General features: G+C 62.7%; 19 protein-coding genes and 6 pseudogenes. 11 read left to right on the top strand and 14 right to left on the bottom strand.

The window, feature by feature from the left end; translation table 11 throughout:
- Positions 1 to 74 precede the first annotated feature (74 nt).
- The 3 genes and pseudogenes from N7E02_RS11025 (at position 75) to N7E02_RS11015 (ending at position 3,848) form a co-directional block, all read left to right on the top strand.
- Positions 75 to 578 (top strand): (2Fe-2S)-binding protein, encoded by a 504-nt coding sequence (locus N7E02_RS11025; RefSeq protein ID WP_286581947.1) that lies wholly within the window; start codon positions 75 to 77, stop codon positions 576 to 578.
- Entirely contained in the window at positions 578 to 1,561 is a 984-nt protein-coding gene (locus N7E02_RS11020) for an FAD binding domain-containing protein (RefSeq protein ID WP_286581946.1), read from the top strand. The genes N7E02_RS11025 and N7E02_RS11020 overlap by 1 nt, the downstream gene beginning before the upstream one ends.
- Positions 1,558 to 3,848: pseudogene (locus tag N7E02_RS11015) on the top strand (xanthine dehydrogenase family protein molybdopterin-binding subunit). The gene N7E02_RS11020 and the pseudogene N7E02_RS11015 overlap by 4 nt, the downstream one beginning before the upstream one ends.
- A gap of 35 nt (positions 3,849 to 3,883) precedes the next feature.
- Here the strand turns inward: N7E02_RS11015 and N7E02_RS11010 are convergent.
- Positions 3,884 to 4,843, bottom strand: coding sequence for a LysR family transcriptional regulator (locus tag N7E02_RS11010; RefSeq protein ID WP_286581945.1), 960 nt, complete (start codon positions 4,841 to 4,843; stop codon positions 3,884 to 3,886).
- Positions 4,844 to 4,952: 109 nt separating this feature from the next.
- Between N7E02_RS11010 and N7E02_RS11005 the strand changes: the two genes are divergently transcribed.
- Positions 4,953 to 5,552, top strand: coding sequence for an NADPH-dependent F420 reductase (locus N7E02_RS11005; RefSeq protein WP_286581944.1), 600 nt, complete (start codon positions 4,953 to 4,955; stop codon positions 5,550 to 5,552).
- 3 nt (positions 5,553 to 5,555) lie between these two features.
- Here N7E02_RS11005 and N7E02_RS11000 read toward each other — a convergent pair whose 3' ends face one another.
- Positions 5,556 to 6,224, bottom strand: coding sequence for a sulfite oxidase-like oxidoreductase (locus tag N7E02_RS11000; RefSeq protein ID WP_286581943.1), 669 nt, complete (start codon positions 6,222 to 6,224; stop codon positions 5,556 to 5,558).
- Positions 6,225 to 6,372: 148 nt separating this feature from the next.
- Here N7E02_RS11000 and N7E02_RS10995 point away from each other — a divergent pair.
- Both N7E02_RS10995 and N7E02_RS10990 read left to right on the top strand, forming a co-directional pair.
- A pseudogene (locus N7E02_RS10995) lies at positions 6,373 to 7,544 on the top strand (aminotransferase).
- A gap of 29 nt (positions 7,545 to 7,573) precedes the next feature.
- Positions 7,574 to 8,856 (top strand): annotated as a pseudogene (locus N7E02_RS10990) (DUF763 domain-containing protein).
- A 53-nt stretch (positions 8,857 to 8,909) separates the two neighbouring features.
- Here the strand turns inward: N7E02_RS10990 and N7E02_RS10985 are convergent.
- Together N7E02_RS10985 and N7E02_RS10980 are read right to left on the bottom strand one after the other, a co-directional pair.
- Positions 8,910 to 9,014 (bottom strand): annotated as a pseudogene (locus N7E02_RS10985) (LON peptidase substrate-binding domain-containing protein); the annotation flags it as partial.
- Complete coding sequence (locus N7E02_RS10980; protein WP_286581942.1) at positions 8,969 to 9,730, bottom strand: LON peptidase substrate-binding domain-containing protein; 762 nt, start codon at positions 9,728 to 9,730, stop codon at positions 8,969 to 8,971. The gene N7E02_RS10980 and the pseudogene N7E02_RS10985, both read right to left, overlap by 46 nt.
- A gap of 275 nt (positions 9,731 to 10,005) precedes the next feature.
- On the opposite strand from N7E02_RS10980, the gene N7E02_RS10975 reads away from it, so the two are divergent.
- Complete coding sequence (locus N7E02_RS10975; RefSeq protein WP_286581941.1) at positions 10,006 to 10,212, top strand: hypothetical protein; 207 nt, start codon at positions 10,006 to 10,008, stop codon at positions 10,210 to 10,212.
- Positions 10,213 to 10,214: 2 nt separating this feature from the next.
- Here the strand turns inward: N7E02_RS10975 and N7E02_RS10970 are convergent, their stop codons facing one another.
- The 5 genes and pseudogenes from N7E02_RS10970 to N7E02_RS10950 form a co-directional block, all read right to left on the bottom strand.
- Positions 10,215 to 11,831 (bottom strand): 5-guanidino-2-oxopentanoate decarboxylase, encoded by a 1,617-nt coding sequence (locus tag N7E02_RS10970; protein ID WP_286581940.1) that lies wholly within the window; start codon positions 11,829 to 11,831, stop codon positions 10,215 to 10,217.
- Positions 11,832 to 11,836: 5 nt separating this feature from the next.
- A pseudogene (locus N7E02_RS10965) lies at positions 11,837 to 13,038 on the bottom strand (pyridoxal phosphate-dependent aminotransferase).
- A 15-nt stretch (positions 13,039 to 13,053) separates the two neighbouring features.
- Positions 13,054 to 13,698, bottom strand: a complete 645-nt coding sequence (locus tag N7E02_RS10960; RefSeq protein WP_286581939.1) for a TetR family transcriptional regulator C-terminal domain-containing protein — start codon at positions 13,696 to 13,698, stop codon at positions 13,054 to 13,056.
- A gap of 76 nt (positions 13,699 to 13,774) precedes the next feature.
- The gene (locus tag N7E02_RS10955) at positions 13,775 to 15,004 is read right to left on the bottom strand and encodes an MFS transporter (protein ID WP_286581938.1); all 1,230 of its coding nucleotides are present in this window, start codon (positions 15,002 to 15,004) and stop codon (positions 13,775 to 13,777) included.
- 206 nt (positions 15,005 to 15,210) lie between these two features.
- Positions 15,211 to 16,571 (bottom strand): annotated as a pseudogene (locus N7E02_RS10950) (LLM class flavin-dependent oxidoreductase).
- A gap of 102 nt (positions 16,572 to 16,673) precedes the next feature.
- Here N7E02_RS10950 and N7E02_RS10945 point away from each other — a divergent pair.
- On the top strand, positions 16,674 to 17,228 hold the full coding sequence (locus N7E02_RS10945) for a helix-turn-helix domain-containing protein (RefSeq protein WP_286581937.1): 555 nt from the start codon (positions 16,674 to 16,676) through the stop codon (positions 17,226 to 17,228).
- A gap of 117 nt (positions 17,229 to 17,345) precedes the next feature.
- Positions 17,346 to 17,921 carry a hypothetical protein gene (locus N7E02_RS10940; protein WP_286581936.1) on the top strand — a complete coding sequence of 192 codons (576 nt, stop codon included), beginning with the start codon at positions 17,346 to 17,348 and terminating at the stop codon, positions 17,919 to 17,921.
- Positions 17,922 to 17,975: 54 nt separating this feature from the next.
- Here N7E02_RS10940 and N7E02_RS10935 read toward each other — a convergent pair whose 3' ends face one another.
- Positions 17,976 to 18,737 (bottom strand): endonuclease/exonuclease/phosphatase family protein, encoded by a 762-nt coding sequence (locus tag N7E02_RS10935; RefSeq protein ID WP_286581935.1) that lies wholly within the window; start codon positions 18,735 to 18,737, stop codon positions 17,976 to 17,978.
- Positions 18,738 to 18,798: 61 nt separating this feature from the next.
- Here N7E02_RS10935 and N7E02_RS10930 point away from each other — a divergent pair, with 61 nt between their 5' ends.
- Positions 18,799 to 19,734: a putative bifunctional lysylphosphatidylglycerol flippase/synthetase gene (locus N7E02_RS10930; RefSeq protein WP_286581934.1), complete on the top strand. Its 936-nt coding sequence runs from the start codon at positions 18,799 to 18,801 to the stop codon at positions 19,732 to 19,734.
- Here the strand turns inward: N7E02_RS10930 and N7E02_RS10925 are convergent.
- The 3 genes from N7E02_RS10925 to N7E02_RS10915 form a co-directional block, all read right to left on the bottom strand.
- Complete coding sequence (locus N7E02_RS10925; protein ID WP_286581933.1) at positions 19,714 to 21,216, bottom strand: phospholipase D-like domain-containing protein; 1,503 nt, start codon at positions 21,214 to 21,216, stop codon at positions 19,714 to 19,716. The two genes, N7E02_RS10930 and N7E02_RS10925, sit on opposite strands and share 21 nt — an antisense overlap.
- A 91-nt stretch (positions 21,217 to 21,307) precedes the next feature.
- The gene (locus tag N7E02_RS10920) at positions 21,308 to 21,544 is read right to left on the bottom strand and encodes a hypothetical protein (RefSeq protein ID WP_286581932.1); all 237 of its coding nucleotides are present in this window, start codon (positions 21,542 to 21,544) and stop codon (positions 21,308 to 21,310) included.
- Positions 21,545 to 21,598: 54 nt separating this feature from the next.
- Positions 21,599 to 21,772, bottom strand: a complete 174-nt coding sequence (locus tag N7E02_RS10915) for a hypothetical protein (protein ID WP_286581931.1) — start codon at positions 21,770 to 21,772, stop codon at positions 21,599 to 21,601.
- A 179-nt stretch (positions 21,773 to 21,951) separates the two neighbouring features.
- Here N7E02_RS10915 and N7E02_RS10910 point away from each other — a divergent pair, with 179 nt between their 5' ends.
- Positions 21,952 to 22,458: a ferritin-like domain-containing protein gene (locus tag N7E02_RS10910; protein WP_286581930.1), complete on the top strand. Its 507-nt coding sequence runs from the start codon at positions 21,952 to 21,954 to the stop codon at positions 22,456 to 22,458.
- Positions 22,459 to 22,488: 30 nt separating this feature from the next.
- Here the strand turns inward: N7E02_RS10910 and N7E02_RS10905 are convergent, their stop codons facing one another.
- On the bottom strand, positions 22,489 to 22,701 hold the full coding sequence (locus N7E02_RS10905) for a hypothetical protein (RefSeq protein WP_286581929.1): 213 nt from the start codon (positions 22,699 to 22,701) through the stop codon (positions 22,489 to 22,491).
- Between the last annotated feature and the right edge of the window lie 129 nt (positions 22,702 to 22,830).

Genomic DNA, 22,830 nt, shown 5'->3' with positions numbered 1-22,830 from the left:
TAGATAGAATTTTTTCGGAATTCGACCAGTCATTCACGCCGCAAATTCTCGTGACGATAGCAGGAGAGCTTATCATGACACGAACTATTCACGTCACACTCGATATAAACGGGGAGATGCTTGGGCTCGATGTCGAGCCGCGCGTCACCCTGCTCGACGCGCTTCGCGATCATCTGGAGCTGACGGGCACCAAGAAAGGCTGCGACCAGGGCCAGTGCGGCGCCTGCACCTGTCATGTCGATGGCCAGCGGGTCCTGTCCTGTCTCACCCTGGCGGCCCAGGTCGAGGGTCGGCAGGTCACCACGATTGAGGGAATTGCCGACGAAGACGGTACGCTACACGCCGTGCAGAGCGCCTTCCTCGAGCACGATGCCTTCCAGTGCGGCTATTGCACGCCGGGCCAGATCATGTCCGCCGTCGCCTGCATCCGCGAGGGCCATGCCGGTTCAGATGCCGAGATCCGTGAATACATGTCCGGCAATCTCTGTCGCTGCGGGGCCTATAACAGCATCGTCGCTGCGGTGCGCGAGGCGGCGGAAATGACGGCCGGCCTGCGCCAGAAGGCGGAGGCTGCGTGATGAGAGATTTTTCCTACACCCGCGCCTCCTCCGCGGAAGAAGCCCGCAAGGCTTCGCTACAGGCCGGTGCCATGATACTGGCTGGCGGCACCACACTGCTTGATCTCGCCAAATGCGGCGTCACCGAGCCGGATCAGCTGATCGACATCAGCCACATTCGCGGCCTCGACGGTATTGCCGTCGATGAGAGAGCAGCCACTATCGGTGCGCTGGCAAGGATGAGCGCCGTCGCTGATCACCCCGAGATCCTGTCCGCGTTTCCTGCCGTCTCGCAGTCGCTGTCGCTGGCGGCCTCGCAGCAGTTGCGCAACATGGCGACGATCGGCGGCAATCTGTTGCAGCGGACGCGATGTCCCTATTTCCGGGATCCTTCGACGTTCCCGGCCTGCAACAAGCGTGAACCCGGCTCCGGCTGTTCCGCCATCGGCGGCGTGACGCGCAATCACGCGGTGCTCGGCACGAGCGAACACTGCATCGCCACCTATCCCGGAGACCTCGCCGTTGCACTCGTCGCCTTCGATGCCGAAGTCGATCTCGGCACACGCAGGGTCTCGGTCGAGAATTTCTTCCTCGAACCCGGCGATACACCGGACAAGGAAACCGTGATGGCGCCCGGCGAGATGATCATGGGCATCAGCATCCCGGCTTCCGCTGCCGCCAGACGCTCAACCTATCTCAAGGTCCGTGACCGGCAATCCTACGAGTTCGCAGCTGCAAGTGCTGCCGTCGGATTGGAATTCGAGGCTGACGGGAAGACAGTTAGAGACGTTCGCGTGGCACTCGGCGGCGTGGCGACAAGGCCATGGCGTGCCCGCGCCGTCGAACAGGCGCTGGTCGGACAGGTCCTCACGGAAGAGGCGATCACCTCGGCCGTTGCACTTGCCATGGAAGGCGCCGTCGCGCATGGCGCCAACCGCTACAAGATCGAACTGGCGCCCCGCGTCGTCGCCCGCGCGCTGCAGACCGTTGGAGGCCTCGCATGACCATCATGGAACCCCGCAAACACGGAAGTGCCGCCGACGGCATGGTCGGCGGCCGCATGTCGCGCTTCGAAGGCGAGCTGAAGATCACCGGCTCTGCCACCTACGCGCTCGAATATCCGATGGAGGATGTCGCGCATGCCGTGCTCGTGCAGAGCACGATCGCGGCGGGCCGTATCGTTTCGGTCGATACATCCAAGGCGCTCGCCATGCCGGGCGTGATCGCGGTCCTGACGCCGGAAGACGATCTGGGCTTGAGGGCTTGCGGCGACTGGATGGGTTCGCCCGCAAAGGACGAACCCTATTATCCGCTGCCGAAGGTGGTGCAGTTCAACGGCCAGTCGATCGCGGCCGTCATCGCGGAGAGCCGGGAGCAGGCGTCGGAAGCGGCGAAATTCGTCACTTTCACCTATGAGGAGACTCCGTCCGTCGCGAGCCTGCATGATCCTAATGCCGGCGAGGGCAAGCTCATGCCCAATCTCGTCGTCAATTGGGGTGACGCCGAGGCGGCCCTGGCGGCCGCGCCGGTCAGGATCGAGGCGACCTACGAGACGCCGCGCGAATATCACGTTGCCATGGAGCCCCATGGGCTGATGGCGAAGTGGGATGGTGACGAGCTCACCATCTGGGAGCCGAGCCAGTGGTCGCACGGCATGGCGCGCATGTATGCCGAATGGTTTTCCATCCCCTACGAGAGCGTCCGGATCGTCTCGCCCTTCATCGGCGGTGGCTTCGGTTCCAAGGGACAGCCGCTCGCCTATGGTGCGGTGGCCGTTGCTGCGGCCAAGCGGCTCGGTCGGCCCGTGAAGCTTGCCGTCACGCGCCCGCAGAACTTTACCAGCTATGGCGGGCGCGCCGCCACCCGGCAGACGATCTCGCTTGGCGCGACGAAGGATGGCATCCTGCAGTCGATCGTTCATCGCGGCATGAGCGAGACTTCCATCTACATGGACTATCCGGAGCAGACGGGTGCCGCGACGCCGGTTCTCTACAAGGTCGAGAATTTCTCCTCCGAACACCGCGTCGTACCGGTCAACACGGTCACCCCGGAGCCCTGCGTGGACCCGGCAAGAACCCGAGTTCCTACGGCATCGAATGCGCCATGGAAGAGCTTGCCTATGCGCTCGGCATGGATCCGCTGGAATTGAGGCTGAAGAACTATGCCGATCACGACTACCAGTCCGGCAAGCCCTGGTCGACGCGGCAGTTGCGCGAGGCGCTGACCGAAGGCGCCAAGGCCTTTGGTTGGGACAGGCGCGGCCATGAACCCCGCTCGATGCGCGACGGCAACCAGCTCGTCGGCTGGGGCATCGGCTGCGGCACGTTCCCGGTCATCCGCGCGCCGAGCGAGGCGATGATCCGCGTCCTGGCCGATGGCACGGTCGAGGTCGTCAGCGGCTCGATCGACATGGGGCAGGGCACCTATACGATCCTCGCCCAGACGGCGGCCGAGGCGATGGGCGTTCCCGTCTCTCAGGTCGTCGTGCATCTCGGGGATTCCCGTCTGCCGGGGTCGGCGATCGCCGGCGGATCGATGCTTGCCGGCTCCATCACCGGGGCCGTGCACAAGGCGGCAATCGCGGCGCGCGACGAGATTGTCGGGCTGGCGCTCAATACGCCGAACTCGCCGTTTGCCGGCAGCGGCGCCAATACGCTCGTCGTTTCCGATGGTGAGATCTCCACCACGCTTGCCGACGGACCGAAGGTGACGATCGCCGAGATGATGAAGGCGCTCGGCCGTGAACACCTGGAAATCCGCCGCAACACGCTGTCAGACGATGCGCAGGAAGCCGCCGAACAGCGCCGGGCCTGGACGACGATGGCGCGGGTCATGGGGCCGACGATGGGCGACTATTCGATGCACAGTTGGTGCGCCCATTTCGCCGAGGTCAGGGTCGACGAGGCCTTCGGCACGGTGCGCGTCTCGCGCATGGTTTCGGCCTTCGATTGCGGCCGGCTCTACAATCCGAAACTGGTCGAAAGCCAGTGGCGCGGCGGCATCATCATGGGCATCGGCCAGGCGCTTCTGGAAGAAGGCCTCGTCGATCCGCGCAATGGCCGGACGATCAACAACAATGTCGGTGACTATCTGGTCCCCACCAATTCCGACATTCCCGACCTGCAGGTCATCTCCGTCGGCGTGCCGGATCTCAACGCATCGGCGCTCGGCGGCAAGGGTGTGGGCGAAGTCGGCATCGTCGGCGTGGCCCCGGCCATCGCCAACGCCGTCTTCCACGCCACCGGCAAGCGAGTGCGCGACCTGCCGATCACGCTCGAAAAGCTGATCTGATCAAACCGGTGCATCCGGCCCCGTGCCGGGTGCGCCTAACGTGCCTTAGGCAGGTTCGATGTGCCGAGGCTTCCCGCCAGTCGCTCCGCCAGCTTTTCCTTCCGAAAATACTCGGTGACGAAATCGATGAAGACGCGCGTCTTGGCCGGCAGCAGTGTTCGATTGGCATAGTAGAGCGAGATCGTGCCGATATCGGCGTACCAGTCCGGCAGCAGCCGGATGAGTTCTCCCCGCTTGAAATAGATCAACGCGTCCGGCGTGGCGATTAGCGCGGCGCCGAGGCCGAGGCTCGCGGCACTGGCAATGGCCGCCGGGTCGTTCATGATGAAGGCACCGGTCAGGGCGGCGGGCATTTCTTCACCGGCGATGTTGCGCATGGACCACTGCCGGATGCGCCCGGTATTGGACGATCTCATCTGGATGCCGGCAAATGCTGAAAGTCCCTGCGGGTCCATCGGCATGGCGCGATCTTGCATGTAGGCGGGAGACGCCACGGCGACGAGATGGGCCGGCGCCAGTGTTTTTGCTATCACGCCGGGCGCCAGATCGAAGCCGCCGCCGATGGCCGCGTCATATCCCTCTGCCACCAGATCCACCTGCCGGTTCTCGAATGTCCACTCTGGCCGGATTTTGGGGTACTTCTCCATGAAGGCGGGCAGCAGTGGCAGGATATAGTCCCGGCCGAAATGCGGGCTCATGCTGACCTTGAGTATGCCCGCGGGTTCAGCGGTTGCCGACGACGCATCCGTCATCGCTGCCTGCAGGGCGTCTACATGCCCGCCGACCTGGACCTGGGTAAGGAAGCGCTCGCCCGCTTCCGTCAATGCAAGCTTGCGCGTGGTTCGCTGGAAAAGCCGCACACCGAGGCTACGCTCCAGCATCGCCACGTTGCGGCTGACGGCGGCAGGCGTCAGTCCGAGCTTGCGAGCCGCGGCGGAAAAGCCGCCGAGTTCTGCCGACCGCACGAAGGATTCAAGATGGCCAAGATTTTCCATGAGCCTATTTTCAATTATTGCTTGAAAATTATCCGCATCATTACCCTCTAATCAGCCGCCAATAAAGAGCCGATATTCCGTTCATCGAAACACGAACGGAGTGAAACTCATGACTATCGGTATCATCGGCGCCGGCAATATCGGCGCGGCCATCGCCCGCATTCTTGCCCGCGCAGGCATGCACGCGACCATCGCAAACAGCCGCGGCCCGCAGTCGCTGGAGCCACTCGTCGCGGAACTTTCGCCCTGGATTTCGGCCGTCACGATCGAGGAAGCGGCAAAGGCGGACATGGTCTTCGTCGCCGTGCCATGGTCGAAGCTTCCTTCAGCGCTGGCAGGTCTGCCGAACTGGGGTGGCCGCATTGTTGTCGACACCAATAACCCGATCGAGGCACCGCTGTTCAAGCCGGCCGAGCTTAACGGTCGCCTATCGAGCGAGATCTTTGCCGACATGGTGTCAGGTGCCCGGGTGGTGAAGGGCTTCAACCACCTGTTCGCGGCACTACTCGAAGCCGACCCCACGTCGGATGGCGGCAAGCGCGTGCTATTTTATTCCGGCGACGATGCAGATGCGAAAGCGCAGGTCGGCCAGCTGATCGACAAGCTCGGCTTCTTCGGCATAGACCTCGGGCCGCTTTCTGTGGGCGGGAAACTGGTTCAGTTCCCCGGTGGGGCCTTGCCTTCGCACAATCTGGTCAAGCTCGGCTGACCGTCAATCCTCCGAATACCTCTCCTCGTTCCACGGGTCGCCGCGCATGTGGTAGCCGTTCTTCTCCCAGAAGCCGGGATTGTCCATGCCGATGAAATCGATCCGTTTAAGCCACTTGGCGCTTTTCCAGAAATAGAGATGGGGCACGACGAGCCGGACAGGCCCGCCATGCTCCTCCGTCAGCGGCGCGCCTTCCCAATCGGTCACGATGATGGCGTCGGAGGAGGCGAAGTCGGAGAGAGCCAAGTTGGTGGTGTAGCCGTCATAGCTCGTCAGCATCACTGCCTTGGCTTCGTCCGTCGGGTCGACGGCATCGAGGAAGTCGCGGGTGGAAACGCCCTTCCAGTTGTTGTCGTAGCGCGACCATGTGGTCACGCAATGGATGTCCGACAGCATGTCGGTCTGCGGCAGCGCCTGGAAGGCGGCCCAGTCGAAGGTCCCAGGTTTGTTGACGAAGCCGTAGACATCGAGCTTCCACTGCGTCGGCGAAATGCTCGGCTGCTGGCCGAGATCGAGAACCGGCCAATTCTTCACCAGATGCTGGCCGGGCGGCAGGCGGTCTGTTTCCGGGCGCGTATGCCGCCCGGTGAGGAATTTGCCTTCATCGGCCCATTTGCGCTTGGTAACGGTAAGCTTTGAATCCGGCTGTTGCGTCCCGGTGTCGTCGGCCATCGGCAGTTCTCCCTGCTTAGATCCCAAGGTGAGGCGGTGCATCTGCATCACGCCTGATGCATGGCGTCTGGTCTTGCGTCGCCCGATAATCTGATGAACAAGAGGGGCAAATCAATCGCCTGTCTTTCACATTTCACTCCGGAACATCATGGCCGCCTTCAATCCGCTCGTCGAGAAACTCTCCCTTCCTCCCGTTCCTTCCGTCGCCGCGTGGGGCCGTGCCTATGATGGATCGAAAGGGCCGCTGATCGACCTGTCGCAGGCCGTGCCCGGCTATCCGGCGCATCCCGACATGCTGAAGCTACTCGGCGAGATGGGTTCGTCCAAGGCCTATACCGGCTACGGCCCGATCGAAGGCGAGACGGTGCTGCGCGAGGCTTACGGCGCTCACGTCGCCGAGGTCTATGGAGCGCCGCTTTCGGCCGCCAACACGCATATCACCTCCGGCTGCAACCAGGCCTTCGTCTGCGCCGCCATGACGGTGGCTGGCCCGGGAAGCACGGTATTGATGACCGAGCCCTTCTATTTCAATCACGAGACGACTCTCGCGATGATGGGCATCCGGACCGCCTTCGTGCCCTGCAAGGCGGAAGCGGGCTTTTGCCGGAAGTCTCCGCGATCGAGGCCGCGATAACCTCTGACGTGAAGGCGCTGGCGCTGGTCTCGCCGAACAACCCGACCGGCGCCATCTATCCGCCTGTACTGCTGGAAGAGATCTTCACACTCTGCCGCAAGAAGGGCATCTGGCTGATCCTCGACGAAACCTATCGCGACTTCCTGCCGGAAGCGGGCCAGACACCGCACGGGCTGTTTAGCCTCGACGGCTGGGAAGACACGCTGATCAGCCTCTATAGCTTTTCGAAATCCTTCTGCATTCCCGGCCACCGGCTGGGCGCCATCACCGCGAGCGAAACGGTCATTGGCCAAGTCGCCAAGATCATGGACAACCTGCAGATCTGCGCTCCGCGCGCCGCCCAGGCGGCCGTCGCCACAGCGCTGCCGCTGCTCGCCGACTGGCGCGAGGAAAACCGTCAGGAGATCGGCCGCCGCGCCGAGGCGCTGAAGGCGGTGATGCGGGAGCTGCCGGACTGGAAACTCGATGCGATCGGCGCCTATTTCGCCTTCGTCCGCCATCCCTTCGCCGGCGTCGGCTCGGCCGAGGTGGCCGAGAAGCTTGCGAAACGCGCCGGCGTCACCTGCATTCCGGGCGTCTATTTCGGTGAGGGCCAGCAGGCCTATCTGCGTTTTGCCTTCGCCAATGCGGATGCCCAAACGATCGCGGGCCTGACGGAACGTTTGAAGAACTTTTCGCTGTCGTAACCGGCGCCATGGCCTTATAAGACAAGGCCATGGTCCAACGTTCAGGCAGCGCCGATCTTCCGCTTCATGGCGGCCGGGTTCCCCGTGGCTCGGCGAACGCATGACGCGGCTCGGCGCCGTCATCACCGAGGCGATCGTCATCCATTACGGCCGCGACGAGCTGCTTGCGCGGCTCGCGCATCCCTTCTGGTTCCAATCCTTCGGTGCCGTGATGGGCATGGACTGGCACTCGTCCGGCATCACCACCAGCGTCATCGGTGCATTGAAGCGCGGGCTGACGCCGATGTCGGGAGAACTCGGCATCCATGTCTGCGGCGGACGCGGCAAAAACTCCCGCCAGACGCCGGATGAGCTGATCGCCATCGGCAACCGCGTCGGCATCGATGGTGGGGCGCTGGCCCAGACCAGCAAGCTCGTCGCCAAGGTGGACAGCGCGGCGGTGCAGGACGGTTTCGACCTCTACCTGCACGGCTTCATCGTCACCGATGACGGAAAATGGGTGGTCGTGCAGCAGGGCATGAATGACGAGAAGCGCCAGGCGCGGCGCTATCACTGGCATTCTGTGGGCCTGAAGGGCTTTCTCGATTCACCCCACGCGGCGATCGAAGGCCGCGGACAGGGCGAGATCGTCAATCTCGCCGACCACCGGGCGCTGGCATCCCGCACTGGCCAGCTCGATCTTCTGGCCTCGATTGGGCCGGACAGGATCGTCCGCGAGGTCATCGCGCTTGATCCGTCGCGGGTCGCGAAGGCGCCGGCGCAGCCCATGCTGCCGCATCTGATCATGCCGGAGCATCACGATGTCCGCGAGAAGGACGTCAACATGAAGCGGCTGCACGGCACGCTGGCCGCCGCCGCCGATCGTGGGCCGAAGGATTTCGAGGACCTGCTGATGACGCCCGGCGTCGGTGCCCGCACGGTCTCCGCGCTCGCCATGGTGGCCGAAGTCGTCCACGGCGCGCCCTGTCGCTTTTCCGATCCCGCCCGCTTCTCGCTCGCCCATGGCGGCAAGGACCGGCATCCGTTCCCGGTGCCGCTCAAGGTCTATGACGAGACGATCCGGGTGATGAAATCCGCCGTCGGCAAGGCAAGGCTCGGCCGCGAGGAGGAGTTGCAGGCCCTGAGGCGGCTCGACGACCAGTCGCGCAAGCTTGAGCGCTACGTCACCGGCCCGGACTTCACGGAAATCATCGCGGGAGAGTTCTCACGCTCGCATGAATGGGGCGGGCGGAGCGTGTTCGGGTGGGAGGTGGCGGAGGGGAGAGTGGGAAGCGGAGTGGGTGAGGCGGGCTGCTTTGCGCCATTTAGCTGACACTGCGGCAATCGCAGAACTGCATATTCTGCGATTGCCGCCAAAATTGAGATCTATGCGACGGTTCTGGGGCGGCCCGCACTCATCAGCTCGATCAGTCTTTCGAGGCGGATCACGACATCACGGGTTTCCAGAAGTTGCTGCATTTCGTCAATATTGGCCGATAGTAGAGGAGCGATCGTGTCGGCCAACAGGCCTGGATCGCCGATTGAAGGCAATCTGAACCGCGTTCCGGATCCGGAGGAAGCGCTGAAAAATCGACTTCGGCGTAAGTTTGGTACGCATCGAGAACTGCACTGGAGAGAGCTTTCGCCTTCTGCGACTGGCTGCCCTCTTCCTTGATCGGCTCGACCTCAGCGGCCAGGAACTTTCCATCGGCAAGGCGTGAGATACGTATTCGTTGAAGCCCGCAGACGGTGACCTTGAGGGCCCCATCTATCTGTGTCTGGCGGTCGACTACGCTTGCTACTACGCCCGTCGGATATAGAGCATCAAGAGTGCTGGGCCGATTGTCGGCACCGAGCCTCTGGGCGACAACGACCACGCGTCTATCGCCGACGATAGCGTGCTCCACGGCCTGCCTCGTCTTTTCACGCGCCACGAAAATCCGCGAGATCATGTGCGGAAACAAAACCATATTCCGCATTGGGACAACTGGAATACGCTCCCCGACGGAGATCAGAGTGTTGGACTGAACCGACGTCACAGGCAATTCGATTGCATGGATTCTTGCAGCCAAAACGTTCCAGTCCCGATAGCCAAGAATTCGAGCGATGAGTTCCTGGCTCTCACTGTTGGTGAGGGTGAGCGACTTGGCATGAAGAGCTTCACGTAGAGTTTTCGCCATAGCTTTGGCATCGCGGAAATCGCGCATGAGATGATCCTTTGCATAAACGAACGGATAGCGTCAGGGGCTTGCGTTGCTGACCCGTTCGTCCGGGCAAAGGGAGCCATCAGTGGCTCGATACATTCACCGTACCCATAAAGGGCGCAAGCAGCAGGCTGTATCTACCGAGCACCATAGTGCGCATAAGGTCCGTTGCCTGTCAATCTTAGGCCGACGGTCCCTTCCTGCCGAAAGCGGTCGTACGATATAAGGAACCCCAGCCTACCTCCAGTGTTCTACCCGCAGCACCGATGGAGGACATGATGACGCGGGAAACCACATCCACTGAAGCCAAACGTTTCGGCAGCAGCCAGCCGGGTGTCGCCAGCAGTTGCGGCACCGGGGAGACGGCGATCAGGAAGCAGCCGAGCGCCGAGAGCATCGAAATAAACAAGGCCCGCAAGGCGAGCGGGGCGGAAGGCAATCCCGAGCGTGACGAGCATGTCGCTGATGCCGGCGATTCCGGCTGAGATTAGGCTGTGGCGCCCGCCGTTTCGGTCTGGTGGATTTCGATCAGCGATGGGCCCTTGAGTTGGCGGAATTTCCGCAAGGCCTCGGGTAGCTCAGCGACGTCTAAGAGGCGGGCGGCGGGCAGGCCGAAGGCTTCCGCGATTTTCAGGAAATCCGGCGGCGTCGGCTTCACGCCTTCAGGCTCTATGCCGTTTTCCAGCATGTAGCTCTCGATCTCCTGATAGCCGTCATTGTTCCAGACGAGGAAAATGACTTGCGTGCCGGCATCCTTCGCCGCGCCGATCTCCGCCAGCGTGAACTGGAAGCCTCCATCGCCGGTCAGGCAGACGACAGGTGCCTGCGGGTGTGCAATGGCAGCGCCGATCGCGGCCGGCGGGCCGTAACCCAGTGCGCCGTAGCCGGTCGCGGCATTGAACCAGCCATGCGGCCGCCCGGCCTCGTAATAGAGATTGCCGGCATAGACGGCCTGGGTCGAATCCCCGACGATGATGGCATCCGGCAGCGCATCGCGCACCATGTCGAGCACCGCGATTTCGGCGCGCATCTTTGGTGTCAGTTCGTCGAGCGCTGCCTCGCAGGCTCTTTCGGCCCGCCACGCGCCGTCACCTTCCGGGCGATTGCCGGTGCCGATCGCGGCGAGCAGGTCCGCTGCCGCATTCTCGGCGGAGGACAGGATCGAAAGTGCTGCCTGCGGGCCTCTGGCAAGCTGCGCGGCATCGATGTCGATGCGGATCAGGCTGGCGAGCTCCGGAAAGCCGTTATCGACATACATGTCATAGTCGGTCTGGCCCATTTGCGTGCCGAAGGCCAGCACGAGATCGGCTCCGGCGATCAGGCGGCGGACCGATTTGAGGCTCGGGCTTGCAGGCACGGACAGCGGATGACCGGAAAACGCGCCGCGGGCATTGGTGGTCGTTACCAGCGGGGCGTCCAGCCGCTCGGCCAGCGCCAGGATGTCTTTCGACGCCGCAACCGCACCGCCGCCGACCAGAATGACGGGTTTCTTCGCCGCAAGGCAGCGGGAGGCGGCCTCCGCCATGGTCTCAGCATCCGCCCGAGGCCGGGCGGGCGCAATGTTGCGCAGGCGCGGCGGCTGGATCTTCAGCGCCATGACATCGGTCGGGATCTCGATATGCACCGGTCCCGGCCGGCCGGATCGGAGGATGGCGAAGGCGCGCTCCATCACGTCGGCAAGGTCGTTCGGGTCGTGCAGCGTGTGGCTCATCAGCGCCAGCGTCGCCATCATGCCGCGCTGGTCGGGCAGTTCGTGTAGCCGGCCACGGCCGTGGCCGAGTGTCGCGCGGGCGTTGACGCCGGAGATGACCAGCATCGGCACCGAATCCTGATAGGCCTGCGCCATCGGGGTGATGATATTGGTCAGGCCCGGCCCGGTGATGACGAGGCAGACGCCCGGCTTGCCGCTGACCCGCGCATAACCGTCGGCCATGAACCCGGCGCCCTGTTCGTGGCGGGGCGTGATGTGACGGATCTTCGAGCCCGCCAGCCCGCGATAGAGCTCGACGGTATGAACGCCAGGTATGCCGAAGACGGTGTCGACACCGTTTGCCTCGAGGAGATCGATCAATGTCTCGCCGACAGTCTTCAGTCTATCCGACATTCAATTCATCCAACATTGAGGGGCGCTTCTCTTTGGGATGCGATGCGGCTGGCGAGATCGCCGATGCGCGTGATCGCGGTTTCCAGCACGTCTTCCGGCACGGTCAGTGAGATGCGCAGGAAACCTGCCGCCTGGTCGCCGAAGGAGGTGCCGGGCATGACTGCCACTTTTTCCTGCTTCAGCAGTTCCCAGGCGAATTCCTCGCCGCCGAGGCCGGTCGCCGCGACATCGAGCAGGATGAACATACCACCTTCCGGCGCCATGGGTTTTACCAGATTGCTGCCGGCAAGCGCCTGTTCGACGATCTTCACCCGCCGCGCATAGTTTTCCCGCATCACGTCGGCCGTCTCGAAATGTTCGGAGAGAGCGAGCGCAGTCATGTCCGCGATGAACGGCTGGACGCCGAACAGCATGATTTCGGAGACCGGTAGAAGCTTGTCGCAGAATTCCGCCGGGCCGGCGGCCCAGCCGGAGCGGAAGCCCGGTGCCGCATGGGATTTGGAAATCGAGGCGACGACGATGGTGCGCTCGGCAAGCTCGGCCATGTCGAAAGGGAGGCGAACTTCGTGCCGTCGAAGATCAGCTGCTCATAGACCTCGTCGCAGACGATCCAAAGATCGTGCTTGCGGCAGATCTCGCCGATTTCGGCAATTTCGGCTGCGGTCAGTACCGCGCCGGTCGGGTTGTGCGGCGTGTTGAGCAGCAGAACGCGCGCCTCCGGCGTGATCGCCCTCTCCAGGTCTTCCACCTGCATGTGGAACCGGTTTTCGGGGCGCAGCGGCACGGGGATCATATGGGCGCCGGTGGAGGCGATGACGCCTTCATAGGTCGCATAAAGCGGGTCACCAACCAGCACACCGTCGCCTGCGCCGACAAGGCCGGTCATGACGCAGTAAAGCGCGCTCTGGGTGCCCGGGAAACAGAGGAAGTTGCGCTCGGTCACGCCTGGGCGGCGCTTGGCATATTTCGCCACCAGCGCTTTCAGTGTATTCGGCTCGCCGCGACCGTTGGAATAGCGGGTGCGGCCGGCATACATGGCGCGCGCCGCCTCATCCAGCAGCGCCTTGTCGGGGGCGACATCCGGTTCGCCGATCGTCAGTTCGATCACATCCTCGCCCTCGGCTTTCATGCGGCGGGCAGCGATGTGCAGCGCCCAGCGGCCGGAGCCGAGATGGGCGAGACGGTCGGTGATCGAGGCATAGCGCATGCGTAATTCCCTTTGTTATGCGTCGGAAGCCAGTTCGCCCGGCTTCAGTCTCAACAGCGCCTCGACGGAGGCAAGCGCGCTGTCGGCGATTTCATTCTCGGCAAACAGGTCCGAGGTCAGCGTGCCTTCCAGCCAAAGCCCGTCGATCAGGGCGTTGAGCGAGATGGCGTAGCTGCGGCAGTCCTTTTGCGTCAGATCCGTTCCCCGTTCTTTGAAGAAGGCGGTGAGCAGAGCCTCCAGTGCCTCCAGGAAGGCGAGGTAGTTTTCCCGGTGAATGGCGGCGAAAGTCTGGTCGGTCTGGATATGGCTGATGAAGGCCGCCCAGAGAGACAGCGTGCGGCTGTCGGTGACGGGAGGCGTGACATTGGCGACGATGAAGCGGCGCAAACAGGCGCGCGGCGTTTCGCCCTGTTCGGAGGCCTCGATCGCCATCTTCGTCATGCCGGTCATCACGGCCCGATAGGCCGCTTCCAGCATCTGGTCCTTGCCGGTGAAATAGTGGCGGATCAGGCCTGCGGTGACGCCGGCGCGCAGCGCGATCTGGCGCACGGTGGCACCCTGGATACCGAATTCTGCGATACAGTCCAGCGTCGCCAGGATCAGGTCCTCGCGGCGCTCGGCCTCGCTGGCACGGGTATAGGTGCGGCGCGCTGGTGCCATTGGGTGTTCGCTCCTGCTCGGCCGGTGTGCATTCGCTCCTTGTTATACGATCGAATAATAGCCGTACAGGCAAGAATTACCGTCGGCCGTTCGCGAGCCGCGACGCTTCCGGCCGCCGCCGCAGGATCAGCATCGAGGCGGAGCCGAATGCCGGGCCGATAGCGAGAACCGCAAAGGCCCATTGCCAGCTGCCGAAAAGCTCTGCCAGTTTTGGCATCAGCCAGATCATCAGGATGGTCAGTGCGAAACCGATGCCCATCTGCAGCGACAGTGCCGTGCCGACATAGCGCCGGTCGGCAAGCTCGGTGACGGCTGCAGAAAACTGGGCGGAATCACCGACAATCGAAATGCCCCATACGATGACGATCGGGATGAGCAGCCAGAGCGGCCCGTCGAAGACGAAGCCGATCAGCAGAGCGCAACTTCCCGAGACGATCATCAGCCCCGCCGTGGTTGCGGTGCGGCCATAGCGATCCGACAGGAAGCCGCCGAGAAAACATCCCACCACACCGGAGGCGACTGCGAGAAAGGTGAGAAGCGAGGCACTGCCGCTGAGGCCTGTGCCACCCGCCTGATAGGCGGCGGTCAGCCAGGCGAGCAGCCATGCCCACATGGCGTAGAGTTCCCACATATGGCCAAAATAGCCGAAATTGACGAGCAGCAGGTTGCGGTCGCGCAGAACCTGCGGGATCTGGCGCGGATCGAACACAGCCTTGCCGAAAGCGTCAGGGCCCTCGCGGGTGCCGGCAAGGAAGATTGCGGCGGCGGCAAGGCTCGCGGCACTCGAGGTAGCGATGACGATGCGCCAGTCGACGCCGGCCGTCAGTCCGCGGACAAGATGTGGCAGGGACGAGCCGGCGGTGATCGCGCCGATGACTGCGGCCAGCGCCATGCCTCGCCCTTTGACGAACCATGTGGCGACCAGCTTCAGCGCCGGAGGATAAACGCCGGCCAGCGCCAGCCCGGTCACCATGCGCAGAAGGATCGCGCCCGTCGGGCCGGGGTCGAGCAGAAGGGCGGCATTGGCTGCGGCGGCGAGTGCTGCCGAACAGCCCATCAGCCGGTTCATGCGGATGAGATCCGGCAGGTTAAACAGGCTGGCGGCGAGCGCGCCGATGACGAAACCCGCCTGCACGCCATTGGTCAGCCACGCGGCGCCGCTGTCGGACAGTCCCCAGGCGAGCTTCAGTTCCGGGGCGATCGCCGTGGCGGAGAACCAGGTGGAGAAGGACAGGACGACGGCAAGGCTGATCGTCGCCAGCATGGTGAAGCGGCTTTGGGATTTTACTCTCTTGTCTGACGTCATCCCGTGCCACCCCCTCTGGCCTGCCGGCCATCTCCCCCACAAGGGGGAGATCACAAGCCTCCTGACCATCGCCCAGCCTGATTGCCGGGTCGAAACAATCGGTTTTCGCTGAGGTTTATTTGGGCATCGGGGTGCGTCTAGCCGATCTCCCCCTTGTGGGGGAGATGGCCGGCAGGCCAGAGGGGGTATTCGTGTCTCTGCTCACCTTATCCCACCATCCGCGCTCTTGCCCCCACATGCCGTCCCGGCAATCTCGGCGCATCGAACAGCTTTTCCCGCAGCGTACCATCCCGGTAGCTGGTCTTGTACATCCTGCGTTCCTGCAGGATCGGGATGACCAGTTCGATGATGTCGTCGAAGCATTCCGGCACGACGGTGCGTGACAGGTTGAAGCCGTCGATATCGGCTCCGGTCGCCCATTCGGCCAGGGCGTCGGCGATCTGTTCGGCCGAGCCCACCATGGGCGGCTGGCGACTGCCGAGCGGCATCTGTTCCAGAAGCTTGCGCAGCGTCCATTGTGGCCCGACCGATCGCGTCATCGCCTCGACATTGGAAACGATCGCGGCGCTCTTGCCGGTTTGAATAGGCTCGTCGGGATCGTATTTCGAAAAATCGATGCCGAGCGATGCCGCGGCATGCACAAGAGCGCCCTCGGAACTCGCATATTGGCGATAGTCCTCGAACTTTTCCTGCGCTTCCCTTTCCGTGCGGCCGGTGATGATGGTTGAGCCCATGAAGATCTTGATGTCGTCGGGAAAGCGCCCGGCCGCCAGCGCCCGGGCGTTGATATCCTCGACGATTGAGCGCACGCCTTCGATCTTCTGGCCGTTGACGAAAACGCATTCGGCATGGGTGGCGGCGAATTCGCGTCCGCGGGTGGATGAGCCTGCTTGATAGAGAACCGGCGTGCGCTGCGGCGATGGCTCGCACAGATGCATGGCGTCGAGGCTGTACTGTCTGCCCTGATGATGGATTTTTCTGACTTTCGCCGGATCGGCATAGGTGTGGCTGGCGCGATCCAGAACGACGGCATCGTCCCGCCAGCTTCCTCCCACAGACCGTACATGACCTGCATGTATTCGTCGGCCATATCGTAGCGGTCGTCATGGGCGGCCTGCTGGGAGAGGCCGATCGCCTTTGCCGCGCTGTCCAGATAGCCGGTGACGATGTTCCAGCCGATGCGACCGCCGGTCAGATGATCGAGCGTCGACATGCGCCGGGCAAAGAGGAACGGCGGCTCATAGGTCAGGTTGGCGGTCACACCGAAGGAGAGGTATTTTGTTACCGCGGCCATGGCCGGCACAAGCAGCATCGGGTCGTTGACAGGAACCTGAACCGCCCCTTTCAACGCCGCATCGGCATTGCCGCCATAGACATCGTTGACGCCGACGACGTCGGCCAGGAAAATGCCGTCGAACAACCCGGCTTCCAGCCGCTTCGCATAGTCCATCCAGTAGGAAAGTTCCGCATAACGATGCGACTGGTCGCGCGGATGGGTCCACAGGCCCTGCTGGATATGGCCGACGCAATTCATGTCGAATGCGTTGAAGCGGATTTCGCGCGCCATCGTCTGCGCCATGGTTCACCCTCTCGTTGCGGAGTTCTTGTGTCTCCTATATGGTCGACTTGTCTACTATAGGAGACGCGCCGGATGCAAGGAGCGGATGAGATGGAACAGGACCCGGCCGACGGCATAGCCGCGACGCTCAGGCACGAGCGGGAGGCGCGCAAGTGGTCGCTGGCCAAGCTTGCCGAGCGCTCCGGCGTGTCCAAGGCGATGATCAGCAAGATCGAGCGCAAGGAGGCAAGCCCGACCGCCACCGTGCTTGGTCGGCTCTCCGGCGCTTTCGGTGTTCCCCTCTCGGCCTTGATCGCATCCGCGGAAAAGGCTTCGCAGCGACTGAGTGTTGCTGAAGCCCAGCCGGTCTGGACCGATCCGGAGACGGGATATGTGCGAAGAGCAGTTTCGCCTTCCGGCGCACCGGTGGAGCTGATCGAGGTCAGTCTTCCTGCTGGCGTGCGTGTTCCCTATCCTGCATCCGCCTTCGCCTTCCAGCAGCAACAGATCTGGGTTCTGGAAGGCCACCTGGATTTCTCGGAAGGCGATGTTGCGCACGCGCTGAAACAGGGCGACTGTCTTCTGCTCGGCAGCCCCGCGGATTGCGCCTTCTTCAATCCCGGGCGCGAGCCGGCGCGGTACCTCGTTGTTTTGTCCCGGCGCTAACGTCGTATCCATTAGTAAATCCGGAACTAATCTCCGCCTTGGGCTTTCCCCGTGCAACGGTCGTGCCTGGGAGAGCAAGCGGCCGTGAACTGGACCAGGAACGGGAGGAGGATCCAGATGCAACCCGAGATGCGATCATCCGGCGATGCCGGCGTGAGCCTGGCCGAGGAACTGTCGGCGCTTGCGCTGCATGATCCCGTCATCGTCGTTTTCTCGCCCCAGGCGATCGGACCTGCCTTCGAGGCGGCGCAACGCCTCGGCTGTGAACTCGACCTGCTGCTGGTCGGATATATTCTCGCCCCCGGTCATCCCGAGCAGGTCATCGGCTCGGTGCTGGATTTGGCCGTTCCGCGGGTCAGTATAGACGAGGGGCTGGCACGGGAGTTTCATGTCCCTCCGGGCTATCTCAACACTGAACGGCAGCATCAGATCGCCGAACTTGAGCGGCTGCATTTCATGTATCTCGGCGATGACGATCCGGCCCGGCATGATCATGCCGGCAAGGATGTCGTGCTGCTTGATGATGGGGCCAATGACGAAGTCCTGACCCTGGTGACGGAGATGTTCGACAATGCGGGAGCGCTGTCCGTTCGCGTCGTGGACATCCGATCGTTCGATGGGCCGCCAATCGATGACATGACGATCGCGCATCTGCTGAAGGAAGCCCGCCGACTTCGCAAACGGATCCACTAGACGCATCCCTGCTCGACATCACGAGGCCGGTTCACCTGAGCCGCCCACATCCAATTAGCGTGAGGACCCAATCTCGATCGTTGCCATGAGCGGTAGGTGATCCGAAGCAAGCTTCGCCGGCGGAGTAGAGATGACTTTCGCCTCAATGACCTTGATGCCCTTCGAGACGAAGATGTGGTCGATCTTGAGAAGCGGAAAGCGCGAGGGAAAGCTCGGTTTCGGCGTGCCGGCAACCGAGCGGCGCACGTCCTCGAGCTTTCCGGCGATCCGCTTGTAGGGCGGGCTTGAGGGGATCGAGTTGAAATCGCCGAGCAGGACCACCGGCTGGTCGGCGCAGCGATCGTTTTCCAGCCATTCCGGCCCCAGCAACGCATCTGCCTGGCGCATGCGATCGACGCGGCGCAGGCCCAGATGAGTGTTGAATACCTGCAGGTATGTGTTCCCCACTTCCACCTCTACCCACAGCGCGCCGCGTTGCTCGCCGATCGAGGGCAACGGGCCGGCCTTGACCTGTTCGGCGGGGAGCGCGGTCAGGATGGCATCACCATAGCGTTCCTCCTCGACATCCAACGCGGCATGAAAATGGTGCTGCATCTTGAGGATTTCGGCGATCGCATGCGCTTGATCGATGCCGCCGGTGCGCTTTCGCCCGACATCGAGTTCCTGCAATCCGATGATGTCAGGTCTTGCCTGCGCAATCACCTCCGCAATGCGTTCCGGCGCCAAGCGTCGGTCGGTGCCGATGCAGCTATGGACGTTATAGGTCAGGAGTTTGAGCCGGCGGGATGCCGGCAATTTTGGCGGGGTAGGCTGCATAGGGCAGGGAACACCTTCGCCGGGCTTTTCGTTCCCTGTTCACCAGGCAATAGGAGCGAAGATGATCGGCAGGAAGCATATTATACAACTGGCCATCCTCGCCGCCGTCTGCATCGCAGCCTATCTCGTCTATCGCAGCCTCGGGCGCTACACCTATGACGAGATCGAGGAGGCGGTTCAGGCCATCCCGTTTACCAGCCTTATCTCCTCACTCGTCTTCGTCGCAGCCTCCTATCTCTGCCTCACCGGTTTCGATGCGCTCGCCGTCCGTTATGTCGGTAAGCCGCTCGCCTATCGGCAGAGCGCGCTCGCTTCGTTCACGGCGCTGTCCATCGGCCACAATGTCGGCATGGCGGCGCTCAGCAGCGGCGCCGTGCGCTACCGTTTCTACTCGCGTTGGGGGCTGACGGGGGCCGATATTGTCAAGGTGATCGGCTTTTGCGGCGTCACGGTCGGGCTGGGGTTATCGGCGCTTGCCGCGTTGGTCCTGCTGCTCAACCTCGGGCCGGATACCGATCTCTTCGGAATCGACCAGGAAACCCGCATCGCGGCCGGCATCGCCTGCCTCGTCGTACCGCTCGCCTATCTTGCCATCTGCCTCTTCGGCATTCCGATCCGGCTCGGCCGCTGGAAGCTCGATCCTCCGCGAGTTCCGCTGGCGCTGGCGCAGGTTCTTGTCGGCACGCTAAACTTCGCTTGCGTCGCCGCCTGCATTCATCAGCTCGTGGCGGTTTTCGGGTCGATCACCTATTTCGAGGTTGCCGGAGCCTATGTCACGGCCAATATCGCGTCCCTGATCAGCCATGTCCCGGGCGGGCTCGGCGTTCTGGAGGCGACGATGCTCAACATCCTGCCGGGAACGCGCATCATCGGCGCACTGGTTGCCTTCCGGGTGCTCTATTTCTTCGTGCCGCTGATGTTCGGCCTGCCGACGTTTCTGGCCAGCGAAGCCTACTACCGGCGCCGCTGCCGTCTCTCAGAACACTCGATGGGCTGAGAAGCGGGCGACGAAGCGGCGAATGCCGGACTGGATCTGCGGCACAGGCCAGAAGGGCTGTTTCGGATCGACGATGCTCGTGCCGGGCAGGCTATCCGTCTCGCCTTTCTCGACATCGACATCAAAGGGCTTCAGATGGCGGCCGTTGACATTCAGCATCTCGATCGTGCGGATCAGCGATCCGGTCTCGGCAAAGCTGCTACGCACGAGGTCGCGATCAGCGGCAAGATGTTCGGCCAACAGGTCGATGCGCAACTCGGCGATCGCCTCGCGGCCAGCGGCCTCGTCCGTTTCCATTGCTAGGTCGCATTCGGTATCGAGCCCTTCCGACCGGTTATTGAGGTTGGACGAGCCAACCCGAACGAAGCGGTCGTCCGCGATGATGAGCTTGGAATGGACGATGACTTCCTGCTCGCCGCCATCCTCCGTCTGCGTCACCGCATAAAAGACGCGCAGTCGGTCATAGCGATCGGCGCGCTTCAAGCGGCGGATCAGGCGGGTGCGGTTGTTGCCCATCATCAGCTTCTCCAGGAAGCCGTGGGATTCCCGCGTGACCAGCACGACGATTTCCGGGCCGTTCTGTTTGCGCAAACGTTTCGCCAGGGTCCTCGCCACGCCGAAGGAGGCGAGATATTGGGTCTCGATATAAAGATGATGCTCGGCAGCCTTCACCGCATCATGGGTGAGGCGGATCGCCTCGCGATGGCCGCGGCGGCCTTTCCATTTCCACGGCTCGGTAAGAGCAAGGCCGGTCGAGCATTGCTCGAGTGCCGGTGCGATATCCGAAGGCCACGGGTTCGGGCCAGCTACGTCTACGCCGGCCAGTTCCTCGCCCGTTGTCTTCCTCCAGCGGCGCCTTGCGGTGTCGCCGATCAGCCGCGCGGTTTCGCCGGTCACGATCGTCTGCATGTCGTGAACGGGACCATAGGGAGCACCGTCTGGTGCCACACGCACCGGATTGACCGCCTTGTGCTCGCGGTCGTCCCAGCGGCGGGCCGTGAGGTCGATACCGCCGACGAAAGCGGTCTTGTCGTCGATCGCTACCATCTTCTGATGGTGGCTCGCGCGCAATGGGTGGCGGAAGTCGAAGCGTAGGTCGATGCGCGGATGATCCGCCCAGTCCATCTTGCCGAACATCCTGAAACTCTTGCCGGAATAGACCGGGCCCATGCCCCAGACGAGCAGGCGGACCTGAAGCTCCGGTTTCTCTTCGACGAGGCGTCGCAGAAGCGCGCCGATTGTCTCGGAGCCTTCTTCGCGTGGGCGTAGACGAATGTCGGGATTGAAGTCCCAGCCAATGATGAAGATCGACTTCTCTGCCTGTCGCAGAACTTCATCGAGGCGTCGGAAATAATCCTCACCGTCGATCAGGAAGGCGATGCGGTCGGCCTTTGCCGAACGCCACACGTTGCGTCCGGGCTTTATAACCCGCGCACGCTCACTGCCGGCGTCGATCACGCTCGATTTGGAAAATGTGCTCACGTCCACTTCACCCACCTCGTCACTGCGGACGGATCAACGCCGTGATCGCGAGGTTGGTTCCCGCCGTAAGCACCTGCAAGCCCAGTGTATTTCAACTGTGACCGTGTTGCGCGGTCACTCCGAGCGTGCTCTGCGTCGGCGAAAGATAGGTGTCATCGACCAATTCCATCGTGACGAAGACCACGACCAGAATACCACCCGCAGCGATCAACAGTTTCCAGAGGCCCGGCTTGATCTCATCTTTCTGCGGCCCGGCGATCGCTGGTGCGTGGTCTTGCGGCTTCCCTTCCTCAGTGCCGTCTTCCGTGACCTGTATGGGGGATGTCATGTCCGGTCTCTTTATCGGCATCTTCTATGGTGCCGAATTCTTGGGTGGTTGAAATCAGGCATTTCCGGGTGGCATGTAAACCGGCGGGTTGTCTGTCTCGTCCGGATTCGGAAGGGGTGCTTCGTCCGGCAGGCGGTCGGGCTCCGGCTCGTCGATCGGCGGTTCGGGCGTCCAGACCGGTGCCGGCATCGGCGGTTGTTCGCTCGGCTCGCGAGGTTCTGGGGTCATCGAAATCTCCATTCTCATACACCGACAACCGATGTCCTGGATGAAGGTTCCCTTGTTTTTGGCACCGCCAAGGCGGGCGCGCTGATTGAGCCGAGAGGGAACTTCTCGTCATGGTCGAGGGTTGCCATGTGGCCTTTGTCGACCCGTGCTCTAACTCTAACCGACGGGAGGAAAGCCGGATGACCCACGCCAAGGACAATTTCATCGCCTGGCTGAAAAGCGCCCATGCGATGGAAGAGCAGTCGATCGCGATGCTGACAGCACAGACGCGGCGACTGGAAAACTATCCCGACCTCAAGGCGCGCATGCTGGACCATCTGGAGGAAACCAGAGTTCATGCCGCGGACCTGCAGGAGCTTCTCAATCACCTGTCGGGCGCGCCTTCCGCCCTGAAGGATATCGCGGGCCGGATCGCCGCCACCGTGCATGGCATCCCCGGAATACTTGTCAGCGACGAGGTCGTGAAGTCGACTGCGGATGCCTACGCGTTCGAGCATTTCGAGATCGCCACGTATCGTACGCTTCTCACAGCGGCGGATGAACTCGGAGAAGATGAAGCCTCTGCCATGCTCGAGCGGATACTCGGTGAGGAAGTGGCGATGGCCAACTGGCTGGAAGAGAACCTCGATCCCATTGCCCGCATCTTCCTGATGCGCGACGAGCGGGATCTTCAAGCCAAGCGGTAATAGGGTTCCGATGGCCGCATAAGCCGGTGACTAGCCGAGGTGAGCGTTACCGTCGAAGTGGCGGTGAAGGCTGGCTTCGTCGGTAACGCCGCGCTGGTAGAGCTGGATCATCTCGGCCGCCATCTCGGTTGCCACAGCACTGCCGCCGGCCACGCCGCGTTCGAGGCACACGTCGTCGAGAACCCGCTTCAGGAAGGCAAGCTCGTTCGGTTCGAACGGATTCATTATTGCTGCAGGTGTCATGTTTTCTGCCTCCATTCATGGGGGCGAAAGAGCGTGTGATCTTTCAGTCGCCGGCGCCCTGTCCCTTAGCTGGCGATGGGGTGAGCCTACTCCCTTCCACCGTCGTTGCAAGCGGCGGCGCGTTAAACA

The sequence above is a fragment of the Terrirhizobium terrae genome (assembly GCF_030323265.1).
In the GTDB taxonomy this organism is placed as follows: Bacteria; Pseudomonadota; Alphaproteobacteria; order Rhizobiales; family Rhizobiaceae; genus Neorhizobium.
The sequence above is the reverse complement of the archived record's forward strand: the minus strand, read 5'-3'. Positions and strand labels throughout refer to the sequence as shown.

What these genes read in the sequence shown, in the direction of transcription:
- N7E02_RS10910 (WP_286581930.1), top strand. Translation starts at nt 21,952, where the DNA reads ATGACCCACGCCAAGGACAATTTCATCGCCTGGCTGAAAAGCGCCCAT.
- N7E02_RS10970 (WP_286581940.1), bottom strand. Translation starts at nt 11,831, where the DNA reads ATGTCGGATAGACTGAAGACTGTCGGCGAGACATTGATCGATCTCCTC.
- N7E02_RS11000 (WP_286581943.1), bottom strand. Translation starts at nt 6,224, where the DNA reads ATGGCCGACGACACCGGGACGCAACAGCCGGATTCAAAGCTTACCGTT.
- N7E02_RS10915 (WP_286581931.1), bottom strand. Translation starts at nt 21,772, where the DNA reads ATGACCCCAGAACCTCGCGAGCCGAGCGAACAACCGCCGATGCCGGCA.
- N7E02_RS10945 (WP_286581937.1), top strand. Translation starts at nt 16,674, where the DNA reads ATGGAACAGGACCCGGCCGACGGCATAGCCGCGACGCTCAGGCACGAG.
- N7E02_RS10905 (WP_286581929.1), bottom strand. Translation starts at nt 22,701, where the DNA reads ATGACACCTGCAGCAATAATGAATCCGTTCGAACCGAACGAGCTTGCC.
- N7E02_RS11005 (WP_286581944.1), top strand. Translation starts at nt 4,953, where the DNA reads ATGACTATCGGTATCATCGGCGCCGGCAATATCGGCGCGGCCATCGCC.
- N7E02_RS10930 (WP_286581934.1), top strand. Translation starts at nt 18,799, where the DNA reads ATGATCGGCAGGAAGCATATTATACAACTGGCCATCCTCGCCGCCGTC.
- N7E02_RS11010 (WP_286581945.1), bottom strand. Translation starts at nt 4,843, where the DNA reads ATGGAAAATCTTGGCCATCTTGAATCCTTCGTGCGGTCGGCAGAACTC.
- N7E02_RS10920 (WP_286581932.1), bottom strand. Translation starts at nt 21,544, where the DNA reads ATGACATCCCCCATACAGGTCACGGAAGACGGCACTGAGGAAGGGAAG.
- N7E02_RS10955 (WP_286581938.1), bottom strand. Translation starts at nt 15,004, where the DNA reads ATGACGTCAGACAAGAGAGTAAAATCCCAAAGCCGCTTCACCATGCTG.
- N7E02_RS10960 (WP_286581939.1), bottom strand. Translation starts at nt 13,698, where the DNA reads ATGGCACCAGCGCGCCGCACCTATACCCGTGCCAGCGAGGCCGAGCGC.
- N7E02_RS10975 (WP_286581941.1), top strand. Translation starts at nt 10,006, where the DNA reads ATGACGCGGGAAACCACATCCACTGAAGCCAAACGTTTCGGCAGCAGC.
- N7E02_RS11025 (WP_286581947.1), top strand. Translation starts at nt 75, where the DNA reads ATGACACGAACTATTCACGTCACACTCGATATAAACGGGGAGATGCTT.
- N7E02_RS10980 (WP_286581942.1), bottom strand. Translation starts at nt 9,730, where the DNA reads ATGCGCGATTTCCGCGATGCCAAAGCTATGGCGAAAACTCTACGTGAA.
- N7E02_RS10935 (WP_286581935.1), bottom strand. Translation starts at nt 18,737, where the DNA reads ATGCAGCCTACCCCGCCAAAATTGCCGGCATCCCGCCGGCTCAAACTC.
- N7E02_RS10940 (WP_286581936.1), top strand. Translation starts at nt 17,346, where the DNA reads ATGCAACCCGAGATGCGATCATCCGGCGATGCCGGCGTGAGCCTGGCC.
- N7E02_RS11020 (WP_286581946.1), top strand. Translation starts at nt 578, where the DNA reads ATGAGAGATTTTTCCTACACCCGCGCCTCCTCCGCGGAAGAAGCCCGC.